This window comes from Streptomyces flavochromogenes, assembly GCF_000717595.1.
Taxonomy (GTDB): domain Bacteria; phylum Actinomycetota; class Actinomycetes; order Streptomycetales; family Streptomycetaceae; genus Streptomyces; species Streptomyces flavochromogenes.
On record NZ_JNZO01000003.1, the window covers coordinates 249,686 to 271,047 of the forward strand.

The window sequence follows — 21,362 nt, forward strand, 5'->3', positions numbered from 1 at the left end:
CCCTTCGGGGGCCCTTCTTCTTCGCCAGACACGCAGGATAAGTTGCGCAATTTCTGTTGTGCAAGTTTTCTTTCGCATCTAGGGTCGTGGACATGACCTCCCCGGAGAACCGCCGGATCACCGATCTCGGCACCTTGAAGGCCATCTCGCACCCACTGCGGATGCGCCTCTACCGCGCCCTCTTCGTGGCCCGCACCGCCACCGCGTCCCAGCTCGCCGACCAGGTCGACGAGGCGGTCTCGCTGGTCAGCTACCACCTGCGCAAACTCGCCGAGCACGGCCTCATCGAGGAGGCCGAGACCCAGTCGACGGACGGCCGGGAGAGGTGGTGGCAGCCGAGCTCGTACGGCTTCAGCATCCACGACGAGGACCTCCGCGACGCCCCCGAGCTCGCCGCCGCGAGCGCCGCCTTCGGCCGAACGGTCGACGAGCAGCGCACACAGATGTACGCCCGCTTCCTCGACGAGCGGCACACCTGGTCCGGGGAGTGGCGCTCCGCCTCCCTCAGTTCCGAGTGGCTGCCCCGCCTCACCGCCGACGAGCTGTCCGCCCTCGGCGCCGAACTCGACGCCGTCCTGCGCAAGTACGACCAGCAGGCACGCGCCGCCGAGGCCGCCGGCGACAACGAGGGCCGCGAGAACGTCGCCATCCACCTCAACGGCTTCCCCTACCGGTCATGACCGCCACCATGACCGCCGCCACGACGCGGCCCGCCCACCGGAACCCCCAGGTCCTGCGCTGGCTCGGCGCCTACACCGCCTCCACGCTCGGCAACAGCGTCTACTACCTCGCCCTCTCCTGGACCGCCGTCAGCAGCGGCACCCCCGCCCAGGCCGGTCTCGTCATGGCCGTCTCGGCCGTGCCCCGCGCCCTGCTCATGCTCGTCGGGGGAGTGATCGCCGACCGCCTCGGCCCGCGCCGGGTCGTCATCGCCTCCGACGCCGTCCGCTGCCTGGTCGTCCTGAGCCTCGCCGCGGTCCTGTTCCTCACCGCGCCCGGCCTGTGGGCTCTCGCCGGCGTCGCTCTCGTCTTCGGCGTCGTCGACGCCCTCTTCCTGCCCGCCGTCGGAGCCCTGCCGCCCCGCATCACCGAACGCGATCAGCTCGCCCGCGTCCAGGGCATGCGCGGCCTCTCCTACCGCCTCGGTGCCGTCCTCGGCGGTCCGCTCGGCGGCCTCGCCGTCGCCCTCGGCGGCCCGGCCACGGCCTTCGGGGTCGCCGGACTGCTCTTCGCCCTCTCGATACCCATGCTGTGCGCGCTCCGCCTCCGGCCGCTGCCCGCCGCGGACAAGGCCCACGACGGCACCGCGCTGCGCGACCTCGCCGACGGACTGCGCTACCTGCGAGGGCACCGGGTCCTGGGCCCGCTGATGATCGTCGTGCTCCTCAGCGACCTCGGCTTCGTCGGCCCCTTCAACGTCGGCCTCGCCGTCCTGGCCGACCAGCGCGGCTGGGGTGCGTCGGGCATCGGCTGGATCCTCGCCGGCTTCGGTACGGGCGCGGGCGCCGCCTCGCTGCTCCTGACCGTATGGGGGCGCGTCCCGCGCGCGGGAGCCGTCAGCGGCTGGACCATGACGCTGGGCGCCGTCGCCATCGGCGCCCTCGCCTTCGCGTCCCACCTGGCCGTCGCGGTCGCCGTCGCCCTGGTCGTCGGCGTGCTCGCCGGACTCTCCGGGGCGCTGTGCAACGCCCTCCTCCAGACCGAGTGCGACCCCGCCTACCTCGGCCGCGTCACCGCGGTCTCCAGCCTCATGAGCCTCGGCCTCGCGCCGCTCAGCTTCCCGCTCACGGGCGCGGCGATCGAGCTGTGGGGCGTCGAACCGGTGTACATCGCGAGTGCGGCGATCTGCGCCCTGGCCGGTCTCTGCAGCCTGGTGGTCACCGGCGTCCGGCGGGCCGAGCTGCCCCGCTGACCCTCAGATCCCCAGCTGCTTCGCCTCCCGCAGCCGCTCGATCGCCTCAGGCTCCCCGTCCACCTCCACCTTGGCCGAGGCCTGGCGGCCGAACAGGTACATCGTCAGCTCGCCCGGCTCCCCCGAGACCGTCACCACCGGGGTGCCCCGGTGTGCCACCGCCGTCTGCCCGTTCGGGCGGCGCAGCACCAGGCCCACCGGGACCTTCCGGCCCAGCAGGCGGGCGGTGCGCTCCAGGCGGGACCAGAGGGCGTCGGCGAAGACCGGGTCGAGCTCCCGCGCCGACCAGTCGGGCTGGGCACGGCGCACGTCCTCGGCGTGGACGTAGAACTCGACGACGTTCGCCCCCTCGTCCACCTGCTTGATGGTGAACGGCGAGAACCGCGGCGGCCCCGATCGGATGAGCTGGATCAGCTCCTCGTACGGCTTGTCGGCGAACTCCGCCTGCACCCGCTCCTGCCGGTCCTTCAGTACCGGTACGAGCGAACCGGCCGCCGCGTCCGGACGCCGCTCCCGCACCACCACATGGGCGGCGAGGTCCCGGGTCCGCCAGCCCTCGCAGAGCGTCGGCGCTTCGGGGCCCGCCGCCTCCAACAGGTCGGCGAGCAGAAGCCGTTCACGTTTGGCATGGGTCGACATGACCTCCAGCGTACGGCCGGCGCCACCGGTCCGCCCAGTGGACGCCCCGCCGGACACCACCCCGAGTCGCGGCACAATGGCGCCATGAGCAGCACGCCCCGGACCCCCAGCGACCTCGACCCCGCCATCGCCGCGCGCCTCAAGCGCGGCCCCGACGGGCTCGTCCCCGCCATCGCCCAGCAGTACGACACCGGCGAGGTGCTGATGCTCGGCTGGATGGACGACGAGGCCCTCCACCGCACCCTCACCACCGGCCGCTGCACCTACTGGTCCCGCAGCCGCCAGGAGTACTGGGTCAAGGGCGACACCTCCGGTCACGTCCAGCACGTCAGGTCCGTCGCCCTCGACTGCGACGCCGACACCGTCCTCGTCAAGGTCGACCAGGTCGACGCAGCCTGCCACACCGGCGCCCGGACCTGCTTCGACGCCGATGTGCTCCCCGTATCCGGGTCCGACGCGGACCCCGTATCCGAGTAGGGTCTGGCGCCATGGATCTCGACACCTTCCGCAAGCTGGCGGCCGACCGCCGTGTCATCCCCGTCAGCCGCCGGCTGCTCGCGGACGGCGACACCCCGGTCGGGCTCTACCGCAAGCTCGCCGCCGAACGGCCCGGCACCTTCCTCCTCGAATCCGCGGAGAACGGCCGGAGCTGGTCCCGGTACTCCTTCATCGGCGTCCGCAGCGACGCCACCCTGACGGTGAAGGACGGCGAGGCCCACTGGCTGGGCACCCCGCCCGTCGGCGTCCCCACCGACGGCGACCCGCTCCAGGCCCTGCGCGCCACCGTCGAGACCCTCCACACCCCCCGCGACCTCGCCTCCGGGATGCCGCCGTTCACCGGTGGCATGGTCGGTTACCTCGGCTACGACATCGTCCGCCGCCTGGAGAAGATCGGCGACTCCACCCGGGACGACCTCCGGCTCCCCGAGCTGACCATGCTCCTCACCAGCGACCTCGCGGTCCTCGACCACTGGGACGGCTCGGTCCTGCTGATCGCCAACGCGATCAACCACAACGACCTGGAGACCGGCGTCGAGGAGGCGTACGCGCACGCCGTCGCCCGCCTCGACGCCATGGAGGCCGACCTGGCCCGCCCGGTCGCCACCGCCCCCACCGCCCTGCCGGCCTCCGAGCTCCCCGCGTTCTCCGCGCTCTGGGGCGGAGAGGCCTACCAGGACGCCGTCGAGGACATCAAGGAGCGCATCCGGGCCGGAGAGGCCTTCCAGGTCGTGCCCTCGCAGCGCTTCGAGACCCCCTGCACCGCCTCCGCGCTCGACGTCTACCGGGTCCTGCGGGCCACCAACCCGTCCCCGTACATGTACCTCTTCCGCTTCGAGAACGGCTTCGACGTCGTCGGATCCAGCCCCGAGGCCCTCGTCAAGGTCGAGGACGGCCACGCGCTGCTCCACCCCATCGCCGGCACCCGGCACCGCGGCGCCACCCCGCAGGAGGACCACGACCTCGCCGAGGAACTGCTCGCCGACCCCAAGGAGCGCGCCGAGCACCTCATGCTCGTCGACCTCGGCCGCAACGACCTCGGCCGCGTCTGCGCGCCCGGGTCCGTCGAGGTCGTCGACTTCATGTCCGTCGAGCGCTACTCGCACGTCATGCACATCGTCTCCACCGTGACCGGCGAGGTCGCCGAGGGCAGGACCGCCTTCGACGTCCTCACCGCCTGCTTCCCGGCCGGCACGCTCTCCGGAGCGCCCAAGCCGCGCGCGATGCAGATCATCGAGGAGCTCGAACCCTCCCGGCGCGGCCTGTACGGCGGATGTGTCGGTTATCTCGATTTCGCCGGCGACGCGGACACGGCCATCGCCATCCGTACCGCACTGCTCCGCGACGGAACCGCGTATGTGCAGGCCGGAGCGGGTGTCGTCGCCGACTCCGATCCCGTCGCCGAGGACGACGAGTGCCGGAACAAGGCCGCGGCCGTCCTCCGGGCCGTCCACACCGCCAACCGAATGAACGGCGCCTGACCACGTAGGGGATAGTGGGGTACGTGAGTGCCGTACCCGTACCCCAGCCCCGAGCCGCCCGCGCGGCCGTCTCCGGCGGCGGCCGCCGCAGCCTGGCCGCGGCCCTCCTCCTCGGTGCCCTCGGCGCCACCGTCGTCCTGCTCTCCGCGGGCCAGATCTGGGCGGAGGGCACCGCGTCCGTCGGCGGTGGCAGCGTCCCCGTCGAGGCCGACGGCGGCACCGTCACCGGTGTGCCGACCGCCCTCGCGATCGTCGGCCTCGCCGCGCTCTTCGCCGTCTTCGCCGTCCGCCGCACCGGCCGAACCCTCGTCTCCGCGCTCCTCGCGCTCAGCGGCGCGGGCGCCGCGCTCGCCGCTGTCCTCGGCGCCTCCGACAGTGCCGCACTGAACGCCGAGGCCGCCCGCATCAGCGGCGACACCGCCGCCGCCGTGGCCGGCCTGAGCCACACCGTCTGGCCGTACGTGACCGCCGCGGGTGCCGTCCTCATCCTGCTCGCCGGCCTCTTCGCGCTGCGGTTCGGCAAGAGCTGGCCCGCGATGGGCGGCCGCTACGAGCGCTCCGGCACCCCCCGGGCCGCCCGCAAGGCCCCCACGACCGACCCGGACCGGCCCGAGGACCTGTGGAAGGCCCTGGACCGCGGCGAGGACCCCACGCACGGGGCGTGACGGGCCGACCGGCGGTGCCCGACGGCGCCGCCGACCGCGACGCGTGATCGTCCCGGTACCCCCGATTCACCCTCGCGCGCCCGCGTGCGGGACAATGAGCGCCGAGAGTCCGCGCACGCGAGACCTCACCATCGAGCAACTGCAACGAGGAGCAACTCATGGCGGGCAGCGCCCACGGACACACCCCGGCCGCCTGGACCGGTGTCATCATCTCCTTCATCGGCTTCTGCATCGCCGGAGTCTTCATGGTGGCCGCCAACATCCCCGGTTTCTGGGCCGGCATCGGTGTCATCGTCCTCGGCGGCATCGTCGGCGGCGCGATGAAGGCCGCGGGTCTCGGCATGCCGAAGGACTCGGCGGCCGTCGTCGCCGCCCGCGAGGCCGCGACGCTCCAGGCCCGTTCCTGACGCGCCACGCCCCATCCGAGAGCGCAGCCCGGCCGTGCCGGGCTGCGCTCTCGCGCGTCGGGGGCGAGAATCACCGGGTGGACCCGCAGCCGACGGCCGGAGCCGTGACCGACGCATCCAGCACCCGACCGGGTGAACCTGTGCCACCGGCCGAACCGGCCCGCGAGGAGGCTCCCGCTGCGGCGGGGGAGGCCCCCGCGGCACCCGGGGAGGCTCCCACGGCACCGGGGGAGGACCCCGCGGCGGCGGGGGAGGCCGCCGTCGGGCCTCCGCACGCGCACGCGTGGCCGACAGGCGAGGCCGTCGCGTCCCCGCACGCGCCCGCGTGGCCGGGTGGGGGGCCCGTGACGCCGCAGGGCGCCTGGGGGCCCGGCGGGCCCATGACGGCACCTCCACCGGCCCGGTCGCTCGCGCGGCGACTCCTCGCGCCCGTCGCCACGCTCGCCGGGGTGGCGGCCGCCTTCGCGTACGTCGGGACCGTCGACCCCAACGAACCCGGGCACTACCCCGTCTGCCCCCTGCTCCGCTTCACCGGCATCTACTGCCCCGGCTGCGGCGGGCTCCGCAGCGCCCACGCCTTCGTCCACGGCGACCTCCCGGCCGCCCTCGGTGCCAACGCCCTCGCCGTCATCGGCTACGGACTCTTCGGCGTCCTCATGGTTCTCTGGCTGATTCGTGCCTTCCGCGGGGTGCCCATGCGCCTCGCGGTCTCGCCGGTCCTGTGGTGGGGGATCGGGGCCGTTCTCGCCCTCTTCACGCTGGTCCGGAACCTTCCCTTCGGCTCCGCTCTGGCCCCCTGAGGGCCCCGCACGGCGCCGCGGGAACCCTCACGGGAGTCCCAGCAGATGGGACGCGACTCCGGCCGATGCGAGTCCGGGGCCGTCCTGCGGATAGGATCGATGTGGCTGAACCTGGTTCATCATCACCATCACCGTCCCGGAAGGGGGCCCCTCGCGTGAGTGTGCTCGACGAGATCATCGAAGGCGTACGCGCCGACCTCGCAGAGCGGCAGGCGCGGGTCACCCTCGACGAGCTCAAGGAGCGCGCCGCCAAGGCGCCGCAGGCCAAGGACGGCGTCGCCGCACTGCGTGGCGACGGCGTCAAGGTGATCTGCGAGGTCAAGCGCTCCAGCCCGTCCAAGGGCGCGCTCGCCGCGATCGCCGACCCGGCCGGACTCGCCGCGGACTACGAGGCCGGCGGCGCGGCCGTCATCTCCGTCCTCACCGAGCAGCGCCGCTTCGGCGGCTCGCTCGCGGACCTGGAGGCCGTCCGGGCCAAGGTCGACATCCCGGTCCTGCGCAAGGACTTCATCGTCACCGCGTACCAGCTCTGGGAAGCGCGCGCGTACGGAGCGGATCTCGCGCTCCTCATCGTCGCCGCCCTGGAGCAGGAGGCCCTCGTCTCCCTCATCGAGCGCGCCGAGTCCATCGGGCTCACCCCGCTCGTCGAGGTCCACGACGAGGACGAGGTCGAGCGCGCCGTCGACGCGGGCGCCCGGATCATCGGCGTCAACGCGCGCAACCTGAAGACCCTCAAGGTCGACCGCTCCACCTTCGAGCGCGTCGCCCCCGAGATCCCCGCGCACATCGTCAAGATCGCCGAGTCCGGCGTCCGCGGCCCGCACGACCTCATCGCCTACGCCAACGCCGGCGCCGACGCGGTCCTGGTCGGCGAGTCGCTCGTCACCGGGCGCGACCCGAAGGCCGCCGTCGCCGACCTGGTCGCCGCAGGCGCCCACCCGGCACTCCGGCACGGCCGGAGCTGACCGCGTCATGACCCCCGTCCGCGCCACGCCGACCGCCCTGGGCTCCGCCCCGGGCGGCCCGGTCGTGTCCGCGGACGCCTCTGGCCGACGCGGCCGGCTCCGTACGGCCGCCGCCCCCGTCTCCAAGCACGCCCCCCTGGCCCGGGGCTGCCGTCCGCGTGGCTGCCGCGCGCCCGCCCGCCGTGTCCACGGTCGCCGGGTGCGGTACGTCATCGGCTCCGAGCCGGGCCAGGTCAACGGCATGCGATGGCGCCCGCGCCTCGCGCGCACCTCCACGAACTGACGCAGCCGCCCGCCCTCGCCGCACCGCTGCCACCCTCGCCCGCCTCCGCCTCTTGTGCCTGACCCGCACCCCAAGCCCGGTGCACAAGGGTGCGGGGCGGGGCGCGAGGAGCCTGGGCCCGGCAACGGGCGCCGTTCCGCTGTGCCCACCCGTTCCGCCCAGCGGAACGAGTGCCCGCAACGGGATGGTCCGGCATGCCCCCGCAAAGGCGTCAGGGATGTGAGTCGTCGTGCGCATACCGTGACCATCGACCGCACGTAAAGACACGGGGCACCCCGCCCCGCGAGGAGCATCCGCATGTCCAGCGAGTTCTTCATTCCCGACCTGGAGGGTCAGGTCCCCACCCCCGAGGGCTACTTCGGTGCCTACGGCGGCAAGTTCATCCCCGAGGCCCTCGTCGCCGCCGTCGACGAGGTCGCCGTCGAGTACGACAAGGCCAAGGCCGACCCGGAGTTCTCCCGCGAGCTCAACGACCTGATGGTCGACTACACGGGCCGCCCGAGCGCCCTCACCGAGGTGCCCCGGTTCGCCGAGCACGCCGGCGGCGCCCGGATCTTCCTCAAGCGCGAGGATTTGAACCACACCGGCTCGCACAAGATCAACAACGTGCTCGGTCAGGCCCTGCTCACCAAGCGCATGGGCAAGACCCGGGTCATCGCCGAGACCGGCGCCGGTCAGCACGGCGTGGCCACCGCCACCGCCTGCGCCCTGTTCGGCCTCGACTGCACCATCTACATGGGCGAGGTCGACACCCAGCGCCAGGCCCTCAACGTGGCCCGGATGCGGATGCTCGGCGCCGAGGTCGTGGCCGTGAAGTCCGGCAGCCGTACCCTCAAGGACGCCATCAACGAGGCGTTCCGCGACTGGGTCGCCAACGTGGACCGGACGCACTACCTGTTCGGCACCGTCGCGGGCCCGCACCCCTTCCCCGCCATGGTCCGCGACTTCCACCGCGTCATCGGCGTCGAGGCCCGACGCCAGATCCTGGAGCGCGCCGGCCGCCTCCCCGACGCGGCGATCGCCTGCGTCGGCGGCGGCTCCAACGCCATCGGCCTCTTCCACGCCTTCGTCCCCGACGCGGACGTCCGGCTGATCGGCTGCGAGCCCGCCGGCCACGGTGTCGAGACCGGCGAGCACGCGGCCACCCTCACCGCCGGCGAGCCCGGCATCCTGCACGGTTCGCGGTCGTACGTCCTCCAGGACGAGGAAGGCCAGATCACCGAGCCGTACTCGATCTCGGCGGGCCTCGACTACCCGGGCATCGGCCCGGAGCACGCGTACCTGAAGGACAGCGGGCGCGGCGAGTACCGCGCCGTCACCGACGACGCCGCCATGCAGGCGCTTCGGCTGCTCTCCCGTACCGAGGGAATCATCCCGGCGATCGAGTCGGCGCACGCCCTTGCCGGGGCCCTGGAGGTCGGCAAGGAGCTCGGCAAGGACGCCCTGCTCCTGGTGAACCTCTCCGGGCGCGGCGACAAGGACATGGACACGGCCGCACGCTACTTCGGCCTCTACGAGGCCGACACCGAGGTCGCCGCCGACGCCGGGGCCGACGACACCGCGGAGATCGAGGGAGACGCCAAGTGACCGGCAACATCCAGCTGCTCAGCGACACCCTTGCCAAGGCGAAGGCGGAGAACCGGGCCGCGCTCATCGCGTACCTCCCGGCCGGCTTCCCGACCGTCGACGGCGGCATCGCGGCGATCAAGGCGGTCTTCGACGGCGGCGCGGACGTGGTCGAGGTCGGCCTTCCGCACAGTGACCCGGTCCTCGACGGGCCGGTCATCCAGACGGCCGACGACATCGCCCTGCGCGGCGGCGTCAAGATCGCCGACGTCATGCGGACGGTCAAGGAGGCCCACGCGGCCACCGGCAAGCCGGTCCTCGTCATGACGTACTGGAACCCGATCGACCGGTACGGCGTCGAGCGCTTCACCGAGGAGCTCGCCGCGGCCGGCGGCGCTGGCTGCATCCTGCCCGACCTGCCGGTCCAGGAGTCCGCCGTCTGGCGCGCGAACGCCGACAAGCACGGTCTCGCGACCGTGTTCGTCGTCGCGCCCAGCAGCAAGGACGAGCGCCTCGCCACCATCACGGCGGCCGGCTCCGGTTTCGTCTACGCGGCCTCCCTCATGGGTGTCACCGGCACCCGCGAGTCGGTCGGCGAGCAGGCGGCCGACCTGGTCCGCCGTACCCGCGCCACCTCGGAGCTGCCCGTCTGCGTCGGCCTCGGCGTCTCCAACGCCACCCAGGCCAAGGAGGTCGCCGTCTTCGCCGACGGCGTCATCGTCGGCTCCGCGTTCGTGAAGCGGATCCTCGACGCCGACGGCGACGAGACCGCGGGACTCGCCGCCGTAAGGGAACTGGCGGCCGAACTCGCCGAGGGTGTCCGGCGCGTTTCGTAACCCATCCGGGTGGATCTGCGACCGGGGAGGCACGCACGTGCCTCCCCGGTTCGTTTCCGAGGCGTGAGCCAGAAGAACAGTGGTGACGGTAATCGGAGTGCGCGGGAGCGTCTCCAGCAGCAGCGCGAGCGCGAGAAGGCCCGCGAGAAGCAGCGGCGGATCCTGATCGTGTCGGCGGCGGTGGTCGGCGTCCTCGGACTGGCCGCGGTCGTCGGTGTGATCGCCGCGGGCGGCGACAAGGACAGTGGATCCGACAAGGCGGGCCCGGTCGTCGCGCCGACGGGAGCGACCGAGGAGGACGGCAAGCCCGCCATTCCCACCGGGAAGTCGGACGCCCCGTCGACGCTGGCGATCTGGGAGGACTTCCGCTGCCCGGCGTGCGCCCAGTTCGAGAACGCGTTCCGGGACACCATCCACGAGCTGGAGGCCGCGGGCGCGCTCAGGACCGAGTACCACCTCGCCACCCTCATCGACGGGAACATGGGCGGCAGCGGCTCCCTGCGCGCGGCGAACGCCGCCGCGTGCGCCCAGGACGCGGGGAAGTTCACCGCGTACCACGACACGCTCTACATCAACCAGCCGCCGGAGACGGACGACGCCTTCGGGAACAACGACAAGCTGATCGAGCTGGCGGCGAAGGTGCCGGGGCTCGACACGCCCGCCTTCCGCAGCTGTGTGAACGACGGGACGCACGACACCTGGGTGGCCAAGTCGAACGAGGCCTTCCAGAACGGCGGCTTCCGCGGCACGCCGTCCGTCCTGCTCAACGGAGAATCGATCTTCCCGCAGAAGGGGAACGAGCAGATCTCCCCGGAGAACCTGAAGAAGTGGGTCGCCGAGGCCAACAAGGGCAAGAAGCCCGGCACGACTGCTCCGACGACCGCTCCGGCGGCCTCCCCGGGCTCTCCCTCGGCGGGCTGAGCCCCGCTTCCGGCCCCGGTTAGTTACCCATACGTTGCCGGGTGGGCTGCCGTCCCGCCCGCCCGGCAGGGTAGCGTCGGTCCTGCCATGGACCTTGCCTACATTCCCAGCCCGTCGACCGGCGTGATCAACCTCGGACCGATCCCGCTGCGCGGCTATGCCTTCTGCATCATCATCGGTGTCTTCGTCGCCGTCTGGTACGGCAACAAGCGGTGGATCGCCCGGGGCGGCACCGCCGGCACCGTGGCCGACATCGCCGTCTGGGCGGTGCCCTTCGGTCTCGTCGGCGGACGCCTCTACCACGTGATCACCGACTACCAGCTGTACTTCAGCGAGGGTGAGAACTGGGTCGACGCCTTCAAGATCTGGGAGGGCGGCCTCGGTATCTGGGGCGCCATCGCGCTCGGCGCGGTGGGTGCCTGGATCGGCTGCCGCCGACGGGGCATCCCGCTCCCGGCGTACGCCGACGCCATCGCTCCCGGAATCGCGTTCGCCCAGGCCATCGGCCGCTGGGGCAACTGGTTCAACCAGGAGCTGTACGGCAAGCCGACCGATCTGCCCTGGGCCCTGAAGATCACCGAGAGCGCGAACCGCGAGGCCGGGCTCTACCACCCGACCTTCCTGTACGAGTCGCTCTGGTGCATCGGCGTCGCCGTCCTCGTCATCTGGGCCGACCGCCGCTTCAGGCTCGGCCACGGGCGCGCCTTCGCGCTGTACGTCGCCGCGTACTGCGTGGGCCGGGCCTGGATCGAGTACATGCGTGTCGACGAGGCCCACCACATCCTCGGCCTGCGCCTGAACGTGTGGACCGCGATCGGTGTCTTCGTGCTCGCCGTGGTCTACATGGTGATCTCGGCGCGGATCCGCCCGGGCCGCGAGGCGATCGTCGAGCCGAAGGCCGCGAAGGACGCCGCCGACAAGGCGGCCGGGAAGACGTCCGACAGTGAGGGCGCGGAGCCCGAGGAGGCTGCCGAGGACGCCGTCACGGACACCCTCCCGGGCACCGGGAGGGACGCCGAGAGCTCCGACGGCTCCGACGGGGACGTGGACCACGGGGCCGACAACGGCGCCGGGTCCGCCGCCAAGAGCTGACCCCCTCCAGCCGGTCGAAGGGCCGTCGGGACCACGAGGTCCCGGCGGCCCTTTCGCATGCCCGGGTACGGGAGCCGGGCTCGTCGCCCGGGTGCCTGAGTCAGACCGTCCGGGCCGCGAGGGCGAGGGTGCGGTGGGCCACCGCCACCACCGCCGCGTCCACGAAGCGCCCGTCCGGGAGGGCGAGGGCGCCCCGCTCGGGGACGGCGGCCGCGACGATCTCCCGCGCCGCGTCGACCTCCTCCGGGGTGGGGAGATAGGCGCGCTCGATGACCGGGAGCTGGCGGGGGTGGATGGCCGCCCGGCCGAAGAAGCCCATGGCCCGGCCCCGGGCACAGCCCGCGGCCAGCGCGTCCAGGTCGCCGATGTCGGGATGGACGGACTGGGCCGGCGGCGGGAGGGTGGCCGCGCGGGCCGCGATCACCACCCGGCCGCGCGACCAGTCCAGGCCGCAGTCCTCCCGTACCCCCAGGTCCGCGCGGAGATCGGCCTCGCCGAGCGCGATCCCGCGGACGGCGGGGTGAGCGGTGGCGATGGCGTACGCGTGCTCCACGGCGAGGGCGTTCTCCAGGAGCGGGTAGAGCGGGAGGCCCGGGGCGAGTTCGACGAGCCGGTGGATGTCAGTGGCGTGTGTCACCTTGGGAACACGAAGACCGTGGAGGCCGGGGAGGAGGGCCAGGGTGGGAATGTCGCGCGGGGTGTGGACGCGGACGTGGACCGGGACGGGCTGCGGGTCCGCGAGCAGATCGGCCGTGGCGTCGAGGGCGTACGCCTTGCGGTGCGGGGCGACCGCGTCCTCCAGATCGACGATGACGACGTCGGCGCCGGAGACCAGGGCCTTGCGGACCACCTCGGGGCGGTCGCCCGGGGCGTACAGCCAGGTGAGAGCGGGCGCGGAGGGCGAGCGGCGCGTCGTGCCGTTCGCGCGGGTCGGGGTCTCGCTCGTGTCGCTCATACCGCTCCCTGCTCGCGGAGGCTGCCGATCTCGGCGGGGGTGAGGCCGAGTTCGGAGAGGACGGCGGTGGTGTCGGCGCCGTGGGGGCGGCCGGGCCAGCGGATGGCTCCGGGCGTCTCGGAGAGGCGGAAGAGGACGTTCTGCATCTTGATCGGTCCGAGTTCGGGGTCCTGCACCTCGGTGACGGTGCCGAGCGCCTGGTACTGAGGGTCGGCGACGACGTCCCGGATGTCGTAGACCGGGGCGATCGCCGCCTCGGCCTTCTCGAACGCCGCCATCGCCTCGTCCCGGGTGTGGCGGGCGATCCACGAGCCGACCGCCTCGTCGAGGACGTCCGCGTGCGCGGCCCGGCCCGTGCCGTCGGCGAACCACGGCTCGTCGATCAGATCGGGGCGCCCGACCAAAACCATGACGCGTTCGGCGATGGACTGGGCGGAGGTGGAGACGGCGACCCAGGAGCCGTCCGAGGTGCGGTACGTGTTGCGGGGGGCGTTGTTGCGCGAGCGGTTGCCCGTGCGGGGCTGGACATAGCCGAGCTGGTCGTACCAGAGGGGGTGGGGTCCGATGACCGAGAGCATCGGTTCGATGATCGCCATGTCGACGACCTGGCCGCGCCCGGTCGTGGTCCTCGCGGTGAGCGCGGTCATCACCGCGTACGCCGTGGCCAGGGCGGCGATCGAGTCGGCCAGGCCGAACGGGGGCAGGGTGGGCGGGCCCTCGGGCTCGCCGGTGATGGCGGCGAAGCCGCTCATCGCCTCGGCGAGAGTGCCGAAACCGGGGCGGTGGGCGTACGGGCCGAACTGGCCGAAGCCGGTGACCCGGGCGAGGACCAGACGCGGGTTGACGGTGGAGAGCTCCTCCCAGCCGAGACCCCAGCGTTCCAGGGTGCCGGGGCGGAAGTTCTCCACGATCACGTCGGCGTCGGCGGCGAGCGCGAGAAGGGTGTCACGGCCGCCGGGGGACGACAGATCGAGGGTGATCGCCCGCTTGTTGCGGCCGAGGACCTTCCACCAGAGACCGATGCCGTTCTTGGCGGGGCCGTGGCCGCGGGACGGGTCGGGCTTGCGGGGGTGCTCGACCTTGACGACGTCGGCGCCGAAGTCGCCGAGCATCGTCGCGGCGAGCGGGCCGGCGAAGAGGGTCGCGAGATCCAGGACGCGCAGGCCGTGGAGGGGCGCTCGGGGAGTGGGGGCGGCGGCGGACGTGGTGGGAGTGTGCGGCGTGCGGGCGTGAGGCGTGGGGGTCATGCGGAATCGGTCTCCTTCTCGTCCCGGTCCTCGGTCTCGCCGAGGGAGCCGAAGACGGCCTCGATCTCGGTGCGGTAGGGCATCGACGTCGACGCGCCCTCGCGCTGGACGGAGAGCGCGGCGGCGGCCCCCGCCCAGGCGAGTGCCTCGGGGGCGGGGCGGCCCTCGCCGAGGGCGACCGCCAGCGCGCCCACGAAGGTGTCACCGGCGGCGGTGGTGTCGACGGCCCGGACGCGGGGCGCGGGCACCGCCACCGGATCGGCGCCCCGGACCGCGTACAGGCTGCCGGCCGCCCCCAGGGTGACGACGACCTCGGGGACGTCCCGGAGCAGGGCGAGGGCGGCCTCGCGGGGGTCCGTCAGGCCGGTGAGCGCGGCGGCCTCGTGCTCGTTGGGCACCAACAGGTCGATGGTGGCGAGCAGTTCGGGAGGGAGCCGCTGGGCGGGGGCGGGCGTGAGGACGGTGCGGACGCCGAGGCGACGGGCGGTCGCGGCGCCCTCCACGACGACGGAGAGGGGGAGTTCGAGCTGGAGGAGCAGGGTGTCGGCGGTGCCGATGAGGGCCTCGTCGCCGTGGTCGAGGGAGGTGACGGTGCCGTTCGCGCCGGGGACGACGACGATCGCGTTGCCGCCCTCGTCGTCGACGACGATGTGCGCGGTGCCGGAGGGGCCCTCGGCGGTGCGCAGGAGATCGGTGTCCACCGAGCAGTGTTCGAGGCCGGCCCGGAGCCGGGCGCCGAAGTCGTCGGCGCCGACCGCGCCGATCATCGCCACCTCGCCGCCGGCGCGCGCGGCGGCGACGGCCTGGTTGGCGCCCTTGCCGCCGGGGATCGTACGGAAGGCCCGGCCGGTGACGGTTTCGCCGAGGGCCGGGGCCCTCGGGACGTAGGCGACGAGGTCCATGTTGGTGCTGCCGAGTACGACGATGCTGGTCATGGGCGTACTGCCTCCAGGTGGGTCAGTTCGGCCAGGGTGTCGAAGCCGATGCCGTCGAAGGACGGGACGGAGGTCGCGAGACGGTTCTTGAGGGGGGCGGTCCAGCGCTCCGGAAGCCGGTCGGGGTGCCCGGTGAGCAGCCCGGCGACCGAACCGGCTGTGGCGCCGTTGGAGTCGGTGTCCCAGCCGCCCGAGACCGCCGCGCAGATGGAGCGGGAGAAGTCGCCGTCGGCATGGGTGAGGGCGGCGGCGAGCAGGGCGGCGTTGGGGACGGCATGCACCCAGTGGTACCCGCCGAGTTCGGAATGCAGGCGGTCGACGACGGTGTCGAAGTCGGGGATGTCGCGGGCGAGTCCGATCCCTCGGCGGACCGCCCGGGCGAGGCGGGACCGCGGTGGGATCACGGCCAGGCCTTCGGCGAGCGACCGGTGGACGTCGGCGGTGCCGGTCGCGGCGGTGGCGAGGGTGGCGGCGACGAACATGGCGCCGTAGACGCCGTTCGCCGTGTGGGTGAGGGTCGCGTCCCGGTACGCCTGCTCGGCGGCGGCGGCCGGGTCGCCCGGGTGGGTCCAGCCGTGGACGTCGGCGCGGATCTGGGCGCCGATCCACTCGCGGAACGGATTGCGGTGGACGGCGGTCAGCGGGGGTTCGATTCCGTCGAGGAGATTGCGGTAGGCCACGCGCTCGGCCGTGAACGTGCGGCCTGCGGGAAGCTCGTCGAGCCAGAGGCGGGCGACGTCGTCGGTGGTGAAGCGGCGGCCGTGGCGCCGGAGGAGCAGCAGGTTGAGCAGGGGGTAGTTGAGGTCGTCGTCCTCGGGCATGCCGTCGATGTTCTCGGCGAGGGAGGTGGGGGCGGAGCGGCGGTTCCACGGGTGGGCGGCGAGCAGGTCGGGCGGGACGCCGCGGGCTGTGAACCAGGTGGAGAGCGGCCAGTTGCCGGTGGCGCGGGCGAGGGCGCGGACGGCGGTCAGGGGGAGCTTCTCGACGGGCTTGCCCAGGAGACAGCCGGCGGCGCGGCCGAGCCAGGCGGCGTGGAGGCGGTCGCGCAGGACGTCGTGCTCCCACCGCCCTGCGGGACGGGCGCCCGCAGCGGTGGTGCGGGGGGCCGTCAGGCTTCTGATCCGGGGGAAGGGGGTCGGTTCGTCGTCCGACAGGGGCGTCGGGAGGGACGCCAGGGTGTCCAGGAGTTCCTCCGCCAGGGGGCGGAGGTCCAGGTGGGGTACCGCGGAGGCGCCGGCCGTCTCCGGGGCGGGTGGGCCACCGGCCGCCGCCCAGCGGGCCGCGACGGCGCGGGCGTCGCGGCCGTCCTCGGCCGCCTGGCGGAGTTCGTGGCCCAGAAGGTCCTCCGGCTGGACCCAGGTCAGGCGGAGGTTCATCGGATGGCCGCGCCCGTCAGGGTCGCGAACGCCTGCTCGTGGGCCCTGCGGCGCTTCCCGTCCTGGGCGAAGATCTCGTGGGTCACCTCCGTCAGGGCCCTCGCCGGGGCGTGCAGGTCCAGCCGGCTCGCCTCCGCCACCTGCTTCGCCCACTCCGCCGGCACCGCCTGCTCCCCGTGCAGCGCGCCCACGATCGCGCCCGCCATCGTGGCGATCGAGTCGCAGTCGCGGCCGTAGTTCACGGAGCCCAGAACCGTACGCCGGTAGTCGCCCTCTCCGACGAGCAGCATGCCGAGGGCGATCGGGAGTTCCTCGATCGCGTGGAGGCGGGACGGACGACGGGCGCCGAGGGAGGGGGAGCGATATGCGGGGCCCACCGAGTCGAACGGGGCCACCGCCTTGCGGAGCGGCGTCAGCGCCGACTCGAAGTCCCGGTGCCGGGACGCCTCTTCCGCCACCGCCTCGATCGCCGCCAGCGTTCCGTCCTTCGCCAGCGACAGGGCCGCGTCGACCACGGACGCCGGTGTGGCGCCGGGTGCGCAGGCCGCGGCCACCGCAGCCGCGAACACCCCCGCCGCCTCGCGGCCGTACGAGGACTGGTGGGCACCCGCGAGGTCGAGGGCCTCGGCGTACGCGGCCTCCGGGTGGGCCGCGTTGACGAGCCCGACCGGCGCCATGTACATCGCGGCGCCGCAGTTGACGATGTTGCCGCTGCCGGCCTCGCGCGGGTCCACGTGGCCGTAGTGGATGCGGGTCACCAGCCACTTCTCCGCCAGGAAGATCCGCTGGAGCGGGAGAGCCTCCGCCTCCAGCTCCGGGATCCAGACGGGGTTGCCCATGAGGTCCGGGACGAGGTGGTCCGCGACCGCGTACGCGTCGAGGTGGCCGCGGACCTTCTCGTACACCCGGATCAGCGCATGGGTCATCAAGGTGTCGTCGGTGACGTGCCCGTCGCCCTTGTGGTACGGGGCGATGGGGCGGGCGGTGCGCCACTCGGCGCCGTTCCACGGGCCGACGATCCCGGTGACGCGTCCGCCGTGGCGCTCCAGGATCTGCTGGGGGGTGTAGCCCTCGACGGGGCCGCCGAGCGCGTCGCCGACGGCGGCCCCGAGGAGACTGCCGGTGATCCGGTCATCCAGTGCGGGCGTCACTGCCGGGGGTGTTGTGGGTGTCATGTCGGGATTGTCCACCCAGGGCGGGTGGTTCCGTGGCTGCGAGCAGCCCGGCGAGTTCCACCAGATCCGTTCCCGCGAGGCGGGGCAGCGCGCAGCCCGCGAGGGTCCGGCACGCCTCGCGCCAGGTCGCCGGCACCGAACGCCCCCCGCCCAGTGCACCGGTGAGCGCTCCGGCCAGCGCGGGCGCGGAGTCGGCGACCCGGGAGAGGCAGACCGCGGCCGGGACCGCGGCCGTCATCTCGCCCCGGGCGGCGGTGGCGAGGGCGAGGGCCACCGGGACGGTCTCGGCGGCGGCGATGCCGTAGCTGTAGACGTGGTCCACGATCTGGTGCTCCAGGAGCGGGACCAGCTCGAAGGCCGAAGCGGCGGTCTGGGCCAGCTTCACCGCGTACCGGGCGTTGCGGCCGATCTCGGTGACGGGCGGGAGTTCGGCGAGCGCCGCCTCGACGGCCTCGTCGACCGTCGCCCCGCCGAGGGCCGCGGCGACGGCCGCCGCCATCGAGCGGGCGCCGTGGACTCCGTCGCCGTCCTGGGTGTACCGGGCGTCGAACTCGGCGAGTTCGGCCGCGGCACGGGGGTCGCCGGGGTGGACGGCGGCCAGCACGACGGCTCGGACGCAGGCCGCGTCGTCGAAGAAGTGCGGGTTGTCGTGGCCGGTCGCGGGCGGCCGCAGGCCGGTGGCGAGATTGCCGAGGCCCGCGCGGACGGAGATCCGGGCACGGAGCGGGAGCACGGCGGACTCGACCTCGGGGGCGCGTTCCGCCGCGGCGGCGACCTGTCCGGCGAGGGCGTTCCAGGCGAGGTCGACGGCGGCGCGGAGACGGCGCTCCTCGGGGAGACCGGTGAAGACCGGGCCCGAGGCGGCGAGGATCGCCTCGGCGGTGAAGACCGCCCATTCGGCGTCGTCGGAGGGGCCGAGGCGGAGGGGCTCGGGGGGCTGGTTGAGGGCGATGGGGACGGGGAGGGTGGTCGTGGCGTTCTGCTCGGCGAAGGTGTCGAGCTCACGGGTGAGACGGCGGGTCCACTCGGGCATGCGGGCGGCGCGGTGCCGGGCGGCGGGCCATCCCGCGGCGTCGCCTGCGGCGAGGCCGAGGAGGAGACCTTCGACCGCGTCGCGGCCGGCCCTGCGGGGGGCGCCGGGGGGCGGGACCTCGTGGGTGCCGCCCCAGGAACCCGTGCCGTGGGGAGGGACGGGGGACCGCGGGGTGAGGTCCAGCGCGCCGGTGTGCGGCACCGGTGGCACCGCCAGGTCCTCGTGGGCACCGGGCAGGGGACCGGAATCCGTCGACGGGCGCTGTGTCCACCCGTCCCGCTCTGCGGGAAGACCGCCCACAGTGGTGGGGGTGCTGCCCGCAGCGGCGGCAGGAGTGGTGGTCGTCGTCGTGTCTCCGCTCATCAGGATTCCCCCTCCGGGGTCAGGAGGTCCGCCACGTCCAGGATGTGGTAGCCGCGCATCGAGGGGAGGCAGCTGCCCGTGACCGGGGTGATGGCCGAGGCCCACTCCTCGGGGATCGACCGCACTCCGCCGGCCGCGCCGGCCAGGGCGCCCGCCACCGCCGCGGTGGTGTCGGCGTCGCGGCCCATGTTGACGGCCGTGAGGACCGCCGTGCGGAAGTCGCCGCGCGCCGCCGCGAAGGCGCCGAAGGCCAGGCCCACCGCCTCCGGGGCCAGGTCCGTCCACGGGTAGCCGCCGATGACGACCGCCGAGCGGACCTGGCGCTCTCGGGTCAGAGGGTCCGGCTGGACGCGCTGGGCCGCGACCACCGCGCGGCGCAGGGACCGGGCCGTCCAGGAGTCCATCGGGACGGCCGAGAGGGCCGCCGCGATCACCGACGTCACCCCCGCGCCCGTCATCGCGGCCGCGACGCCCGCCGCGACCGCCTGGCCGCCGTAGATGCCCTCGCCGTCGTGGCTGACGCTGCCGTCGATCGCGACCAGTCGGGCCGCCTCCGCCGGGCGGCCCGCCGCGAACACCCCGAACGGCGCCGCCCGCATGGCGAGACCGTCGCTCCAGGCGTGCCGGTGCTGTGCGGAGATCGGCGCGGCGAGGCCCCGGCGGAGGTTCTCCAGGGTGCCGCGCTCCGAGAACCCGGCGCCGCGGAACGGGCCTTCGTCGAGGTCGGCGATCCAGTGGTGCCAGGCCCGTTCGACGTGGTGGACGGTGAGGGCCGAGCCGTGCCGGGCGAGGAGCAGCGCCGAGAAGATGGCGTACTCGGTGTCGTCCGTGCCCGCCGGGCTGTCCGTCACGAAGCCCTCGATCCGGCCCCAGCGGCGGCGGATCTCGGAGGGGCGCATGTTCTCGGCGGGCGCGCCGAGCGCGTCGCCGACGGCGAGGCCGAGGAGCGCCCCTCTCGCCCGTTCGCGCGTATCGCATGCCGTGGTGGTCGCCATGTCGGTGGCCCCTTCCTCGGTGGGGGCGCATCGACGGCGCCCCGATGCCTGGATCTGTGCCACGACGGGCCGCGAACTCGCCGAAGAAACGTCTCTGTCACCCGCCTGACACCTCGCCAGAACCCGGTTCACCCAGCAAGGCACGCCTTAGTAAGTACGGCCTGCCTTGCTGGCGCGCCCCTTACATCGCTTGTATTTTCGAGGGTGTTGGGGCGGCGGGAGCAACCCGGCCCGCCGGAACGAGGGGAGAGCCATGTCCATCATCGAAGCTCAGGCACCACTGCACGAGGCCCACCGCGACAACCACACGCACCGTGACGTGAACGGCGGTTGGCTGCGGCCGGCGGTGTTCGGCGCGATGGACGGGCTCGTCTCCAACCTCGCTCTGATGACCGGTGTCGCCGGAGGTGCGGTCTCCACGCAGACCGTCGTCATCACCGGTCTCGCCGGACTCGCGGCCGGTGCCTTCTCCATGGCGGCCGGCGAGTACACCTCCGTCGCCTCGCAGCGCGAACTCGTCCAGGCGGAACTGGACGTCGAGCGCCGCCAGTTGCGCAAGCACCCCATCGACGAGATGGAGGAGCTCGCCGCGCTCTACGTCTCCCGGGGCGTCGAACCCGCGCTCGCCCGCGAGGTCGCGATGCAGCTGTCGAAGGACCCCGAGCAGGCCCTGGAGATCCATGCCCGCGAGGAGCTCGGCATCGACCCGGACGACCTGCCGTCGCCGATGGTCGCCGCGGTCTCGTCCTTCGGCTCGTTCGCGCTCGGCGCGCTCCTCCCCGTGCTGCCGTTCCTGCTCGGGGCGACCGCGCTCTGGCCGGCCGTGCTGCTCGCGCTCGTCGGGCTCTTCGCCTGCGGCGCGCTCGTGGCCCGGGTGACCGCGCGCGGCTGGCTCTTCAGCGGACTGCGTCAGCTCGTCCTCGGTGGCGCGGCCGCCGCGGTCACCTATGGGCTCGGCATGCTCCTCGGGGCCGCGCTGTAGCCCGGGGGGCGGTGCGGATTCCGTACGCGCACAGAAGACCGAGAGGCTCACCAAAAGGGCTTCTCGGTCTTTTCGTTCCCCCTTTTCGGGGCATAAGGCGCGGAACGGCTGTGACGTATATCCCTGGTCCGATCCGCCGCAGCGATGAGACACTATGCACGACGCCACATATGTAGCCGGTTACTCGGCGGTTTCGAACCCGTGACCAACGGGAATGAGGCATGAGCGTCGCTGGG

Annotated in this window: 22 protein-coding genes; 14 read left to right on the plus strand and 8 right to left on the minus strand. The window is 73.4% G+C overall.

The genetic code is table 11. From position 1 onward, the window contains the following. Nucleotides 1-92: 92 nt before the first annotated feature. Together IF00_RS0104895 and IF00_RS0104900 are read left to right on the plus strand one after the other, a co-directional pair. Nucleotides 93-680, plus strand: a complete 588-nt coding sequence (locus tag IF00_RS0104895) for an ArsR/SmtB family transcription factor (protein WP_030314589.1) — start codon at nt 93-95, stop codon at nt 678-680. After that, a complete protein-coding gene (locus IF00_RS0104900; RefSeq protein WP_030314590.1) occupies nt 677-1,912 on the plus strand; it encodes an MFS transporter in 1,236 nt (411 codons plus the stop codon). The genes IF00_RS0104895 and IF00_RS0104900 overlap by 4 nt, the downstream gene beginning before the upstream one ends. Nucleotides 1,913-1,915: 3 nt before the next feature. On the opposite strand, the gene IF00_RS0104905 is transcribed toward IF00_RS0104900, so the two are convergent. Then, on the minus strand, nt 1,916-2,551 hold the full coding sequence (locus IF00_RS0104905; RefSeq protein ID WP_030314592.1) for a TIGR03085 family metal-binding protein: 636 nt from the start codon (nt 2,549-2,551) through the stop codon (nt 1,916-1,918). An 84-nt stretch (nt 2,552-2,635) separates the two neighbouring features. On the opposite strand from IF00_RS0104905, the gene hisI reads away from it, so the two are divergent. From hisI to lgt, 11 genes are all read left to right on the plus strand, one after another. Next, nucleotides 2,636-3,028 (plus strand): phosphoribosyl-AMP cyclohydrolase, encoded by a 393-nt coding sequence (hisI, locus tag IF00_RS0104910; protein ID WP_030314594.1) that lies wholly within the window; start codon nt 2,636-2,638, stop codon nt 3,026-3,028. An 11-nt stretch (nt 3,029-3,039) separates the two neighbouring features. After that, the gene (locus tag IF00_RS0104915) at nt 3,040-4,530 is read left to right on the plus strand and encodes an anthranilate synthase component I (protein ID WP_030314596.1); all 1,491 of its coding nucleotides are present in this window, start codon (nt 3,040-3,042) and stop codon (nt 4,528-4,530) included. Nucleotides 4,531-4,544: 14 nt separating this feature from the next. Further along, a complete protein-coding gene (locus IF00_RS0104920; protein WP_030314598.1) occupies nt 4,545-5,195 on the plus strand; it encodes a TIGR02234 family membrane protein in 651 nt (216 codons plus the stop codon). 158 nt (nt 5,196-5,353) lie between these two features. Continuing rightward, entirely contained in the window at nt 5,354-5,602 is a 249-nt protein-coding gene (locus tag IF00_RS0104925; RefSeq protein ID WP_030314600.1) for an HGxxPAAW family protein, read from the plus strand. Nucleotides 5,603-5,982: 380 nt separating this feature from the next. After that, complete coding sequence (locus IF00_RS0104930; protein WP_030314601.1) at nt 5,983-6,402, plus strand: DUF2752 domain-containing protein; 420 nt, start codon at nt 5,983-5,985, stop codon at nt 6,400-6,402. Between the two features lie 155 nt (nt 6,403-6,557). Beyond that, a complete protein-coding gene (gene trpC / locus IF00_RS0104935) occupies nt 6,558-7,367 on the plus strand; it encodes an indole-3-glycerol phosphate synthase TrpC (RefSeq protein ID WP_030314603.1) in 810 nt (269 codons plus the stop codon). A gap of 7 nt (nt 7,368-7,374) precedes the next feature. Then, nucleotides 7,375-7,650 (plus strand): tryptophan biosynthesis modulator TrpM, encoded by a 276-nt coding sequence (gene trpM, locus IF00_RS0104940; RefSeq protein WP_106975766.1) that lies wholly within the window; start codon nt 7,375-7,377, stop codon nt 7,648-7,650. Nucleotides 7,651-7,947: 297 nt separating this feature from the next. Beyond that, nucleotides 7,948-9,237 carry a tryptophan synthase subunit beta gene (gene trpB, locus IF00_RS0104945; RefSeq protein WP_030314607.1) on the plus strand — a complete coding sequence of 430 codons (1,290 nt, stop codon included), beginning with the start codon at nt 7,948-7,950 and terminating at the stop codon, nt 9,235-9,237. Beyond that, the gene (gene trpA, locus IF00_RS0104950; protein WP_030314608.1) at nt 9,234-10,052 is read left to right on the plus strand and encodes a tryptophan synthase subunit alpha; all 819 of its coding nucleotides are present in this window, start codon (nt 9,234-9,236) and stop codon (nt 10,050-10,052) included. Before trpB ends, trpA begins: the two co-directional genes overlap by 4 nt. 63 nt (nt 10,053-10,115) lie before the next feature. Next, nucleotides 10,116-10,973: a DsbA family protein gene (locus IF00_RS0104955; RefSeq protein WP_030314609.1), complete on the plus strand. Its 858-nt coding sequence runs from the start codon at nt 10,116-10,118 to the stop codon at nt 10,971-10,973. Nucleotides 10,974-11,060: 87 nt separating this feature from the next. Further along, entirely contained in the window at nt 11,061-12,065 is a 1,005-nt protein-coding gene (gene lgt / locus IF00_RS0104960; RefSeq protein WP_030314610.1) for a prolipoprotein diacylglyceryl transferase, read from the plus strand. Nucleotides 12,066-12,165: 100 nt separating this feature from the next. Here the strand turns inward: lgt and IF00_RS0104965 are convergent, their stop codons facing one another. The 7 genes from IF00_RS0104965 to IF00_RS0104995 are packed head-to-tail and all read right to left on the minus strand — an operon-like array spanning nt 12,166 to nt 20,144. Continuing rightward, nucleotides 12,166-13,020 carry an HpcH/HpaI aldolase/citrate lyase family protein gene (locus tag IF00_RS0104965; protein ID WP_030314611.1) on the minus strand — a complete coding sequence of 285 codons (855 nt, stop codon included), beginning with the start codon at nt 13,018-13,020 and terminating at the stop codon, nt 12,166-12,168. Next, entirely contained in the window at nt 13,017-14,267 is a 1,251-nt protein-coding gene (locus IF00_RS0104970) for a CaiB/BaiF CoA transferase family protein (protein ID WP_030314613.1), read from the minus strand. Before IF00_RS0104970 ends, IF00_RS0104965 begins: the two co-directional genes overlap by 4 nt. Beyond that, nucleotides 14,264-15,202 carry a ribokinase gene (gene rbsK / locus IF00_RS0104975; protein WP_030314615.1) on the minus strand — a complete coding sequence of 313 codons (939 nt, stop codon included), beginning with the start codon at nt 15,200-15,202 and terminating at the stop codon, nt 14,264-14,266. The genes IF00_RS0104970 and rbsK overlap by 4 nt, the downstream gene beginning before the upstream one ends. After that, entirely contained in the window at nt 15,199-16,578 is a 1,380-nt protein-coding gene (locus IF00_RS0104980) for an ADP-ribosylglycohydrolase family protein (RefSeq protein ID WP_030314617.1), read from the minus strand. Before IF00_RS0104980 ends, rbsK begins: the two co-directional genes overlap by 4 nt. Continuing rightward, a complete protein-coding gene (locus IF00_RS0104985) occupies nt 16,575-17,753 on the minus strand; it encodes an ADP-ribosylglycohydrolase family protein (RefSeq protein ID WP_051819831.1) in 1,179 nt (392 codons plus the stop codon). Before IF00_RS0104985 ends, IF00_RS0104980 begins: the two co-directional genes overlap by 4 nt. Then, a complete protein-coding gene (locus tag IF00_RS0104990; RefSeq protein ID WP_037637509.1) occupies nt 17,710-19,149 on the minus strand; it encodes an ADP-ribosylglycohydrolase family protein in 1,440 nt (479 codons plus the stop codon). Before IF00_RS0104990 ends, IF00_RS0104985 begins: the two co-directional genes overlap by 44 nt. Beyond that, entirely contained in the window at nt 19,149-20,144 is a 996-nt protein-coding gene (locus IF00_RS0104995) for an ADP-ribosylglycohydrolase family protein (RefSeq protein ID WP_030314625.1), read from the minus strand. Before IF00_RS0104995 ends, IF00_RS0104990 begins: the two co-directional genes overlap by 1 nt. Before the next feature lie 253 nt (nt 20,145-20,397). Between IF00_RS0104995 and IF00_RS0105000 the strand changes: the two genes are divergently transcribed. Continuing rightward, nucleotides 20,398-21,126 (plus strand): VIT1/CCC1 transporter family protein, encoded by a 729-nt coding sequence (locus tag IF00_RS0105000; protein ID WP_030314627.1) that lies wholly within the window; start codon nt 20,398-20,400, stop codon nt 21,124-21,126. The last annotated feature ends 236 nt before the right edge of the window (nt 21,127-21,362 follow it).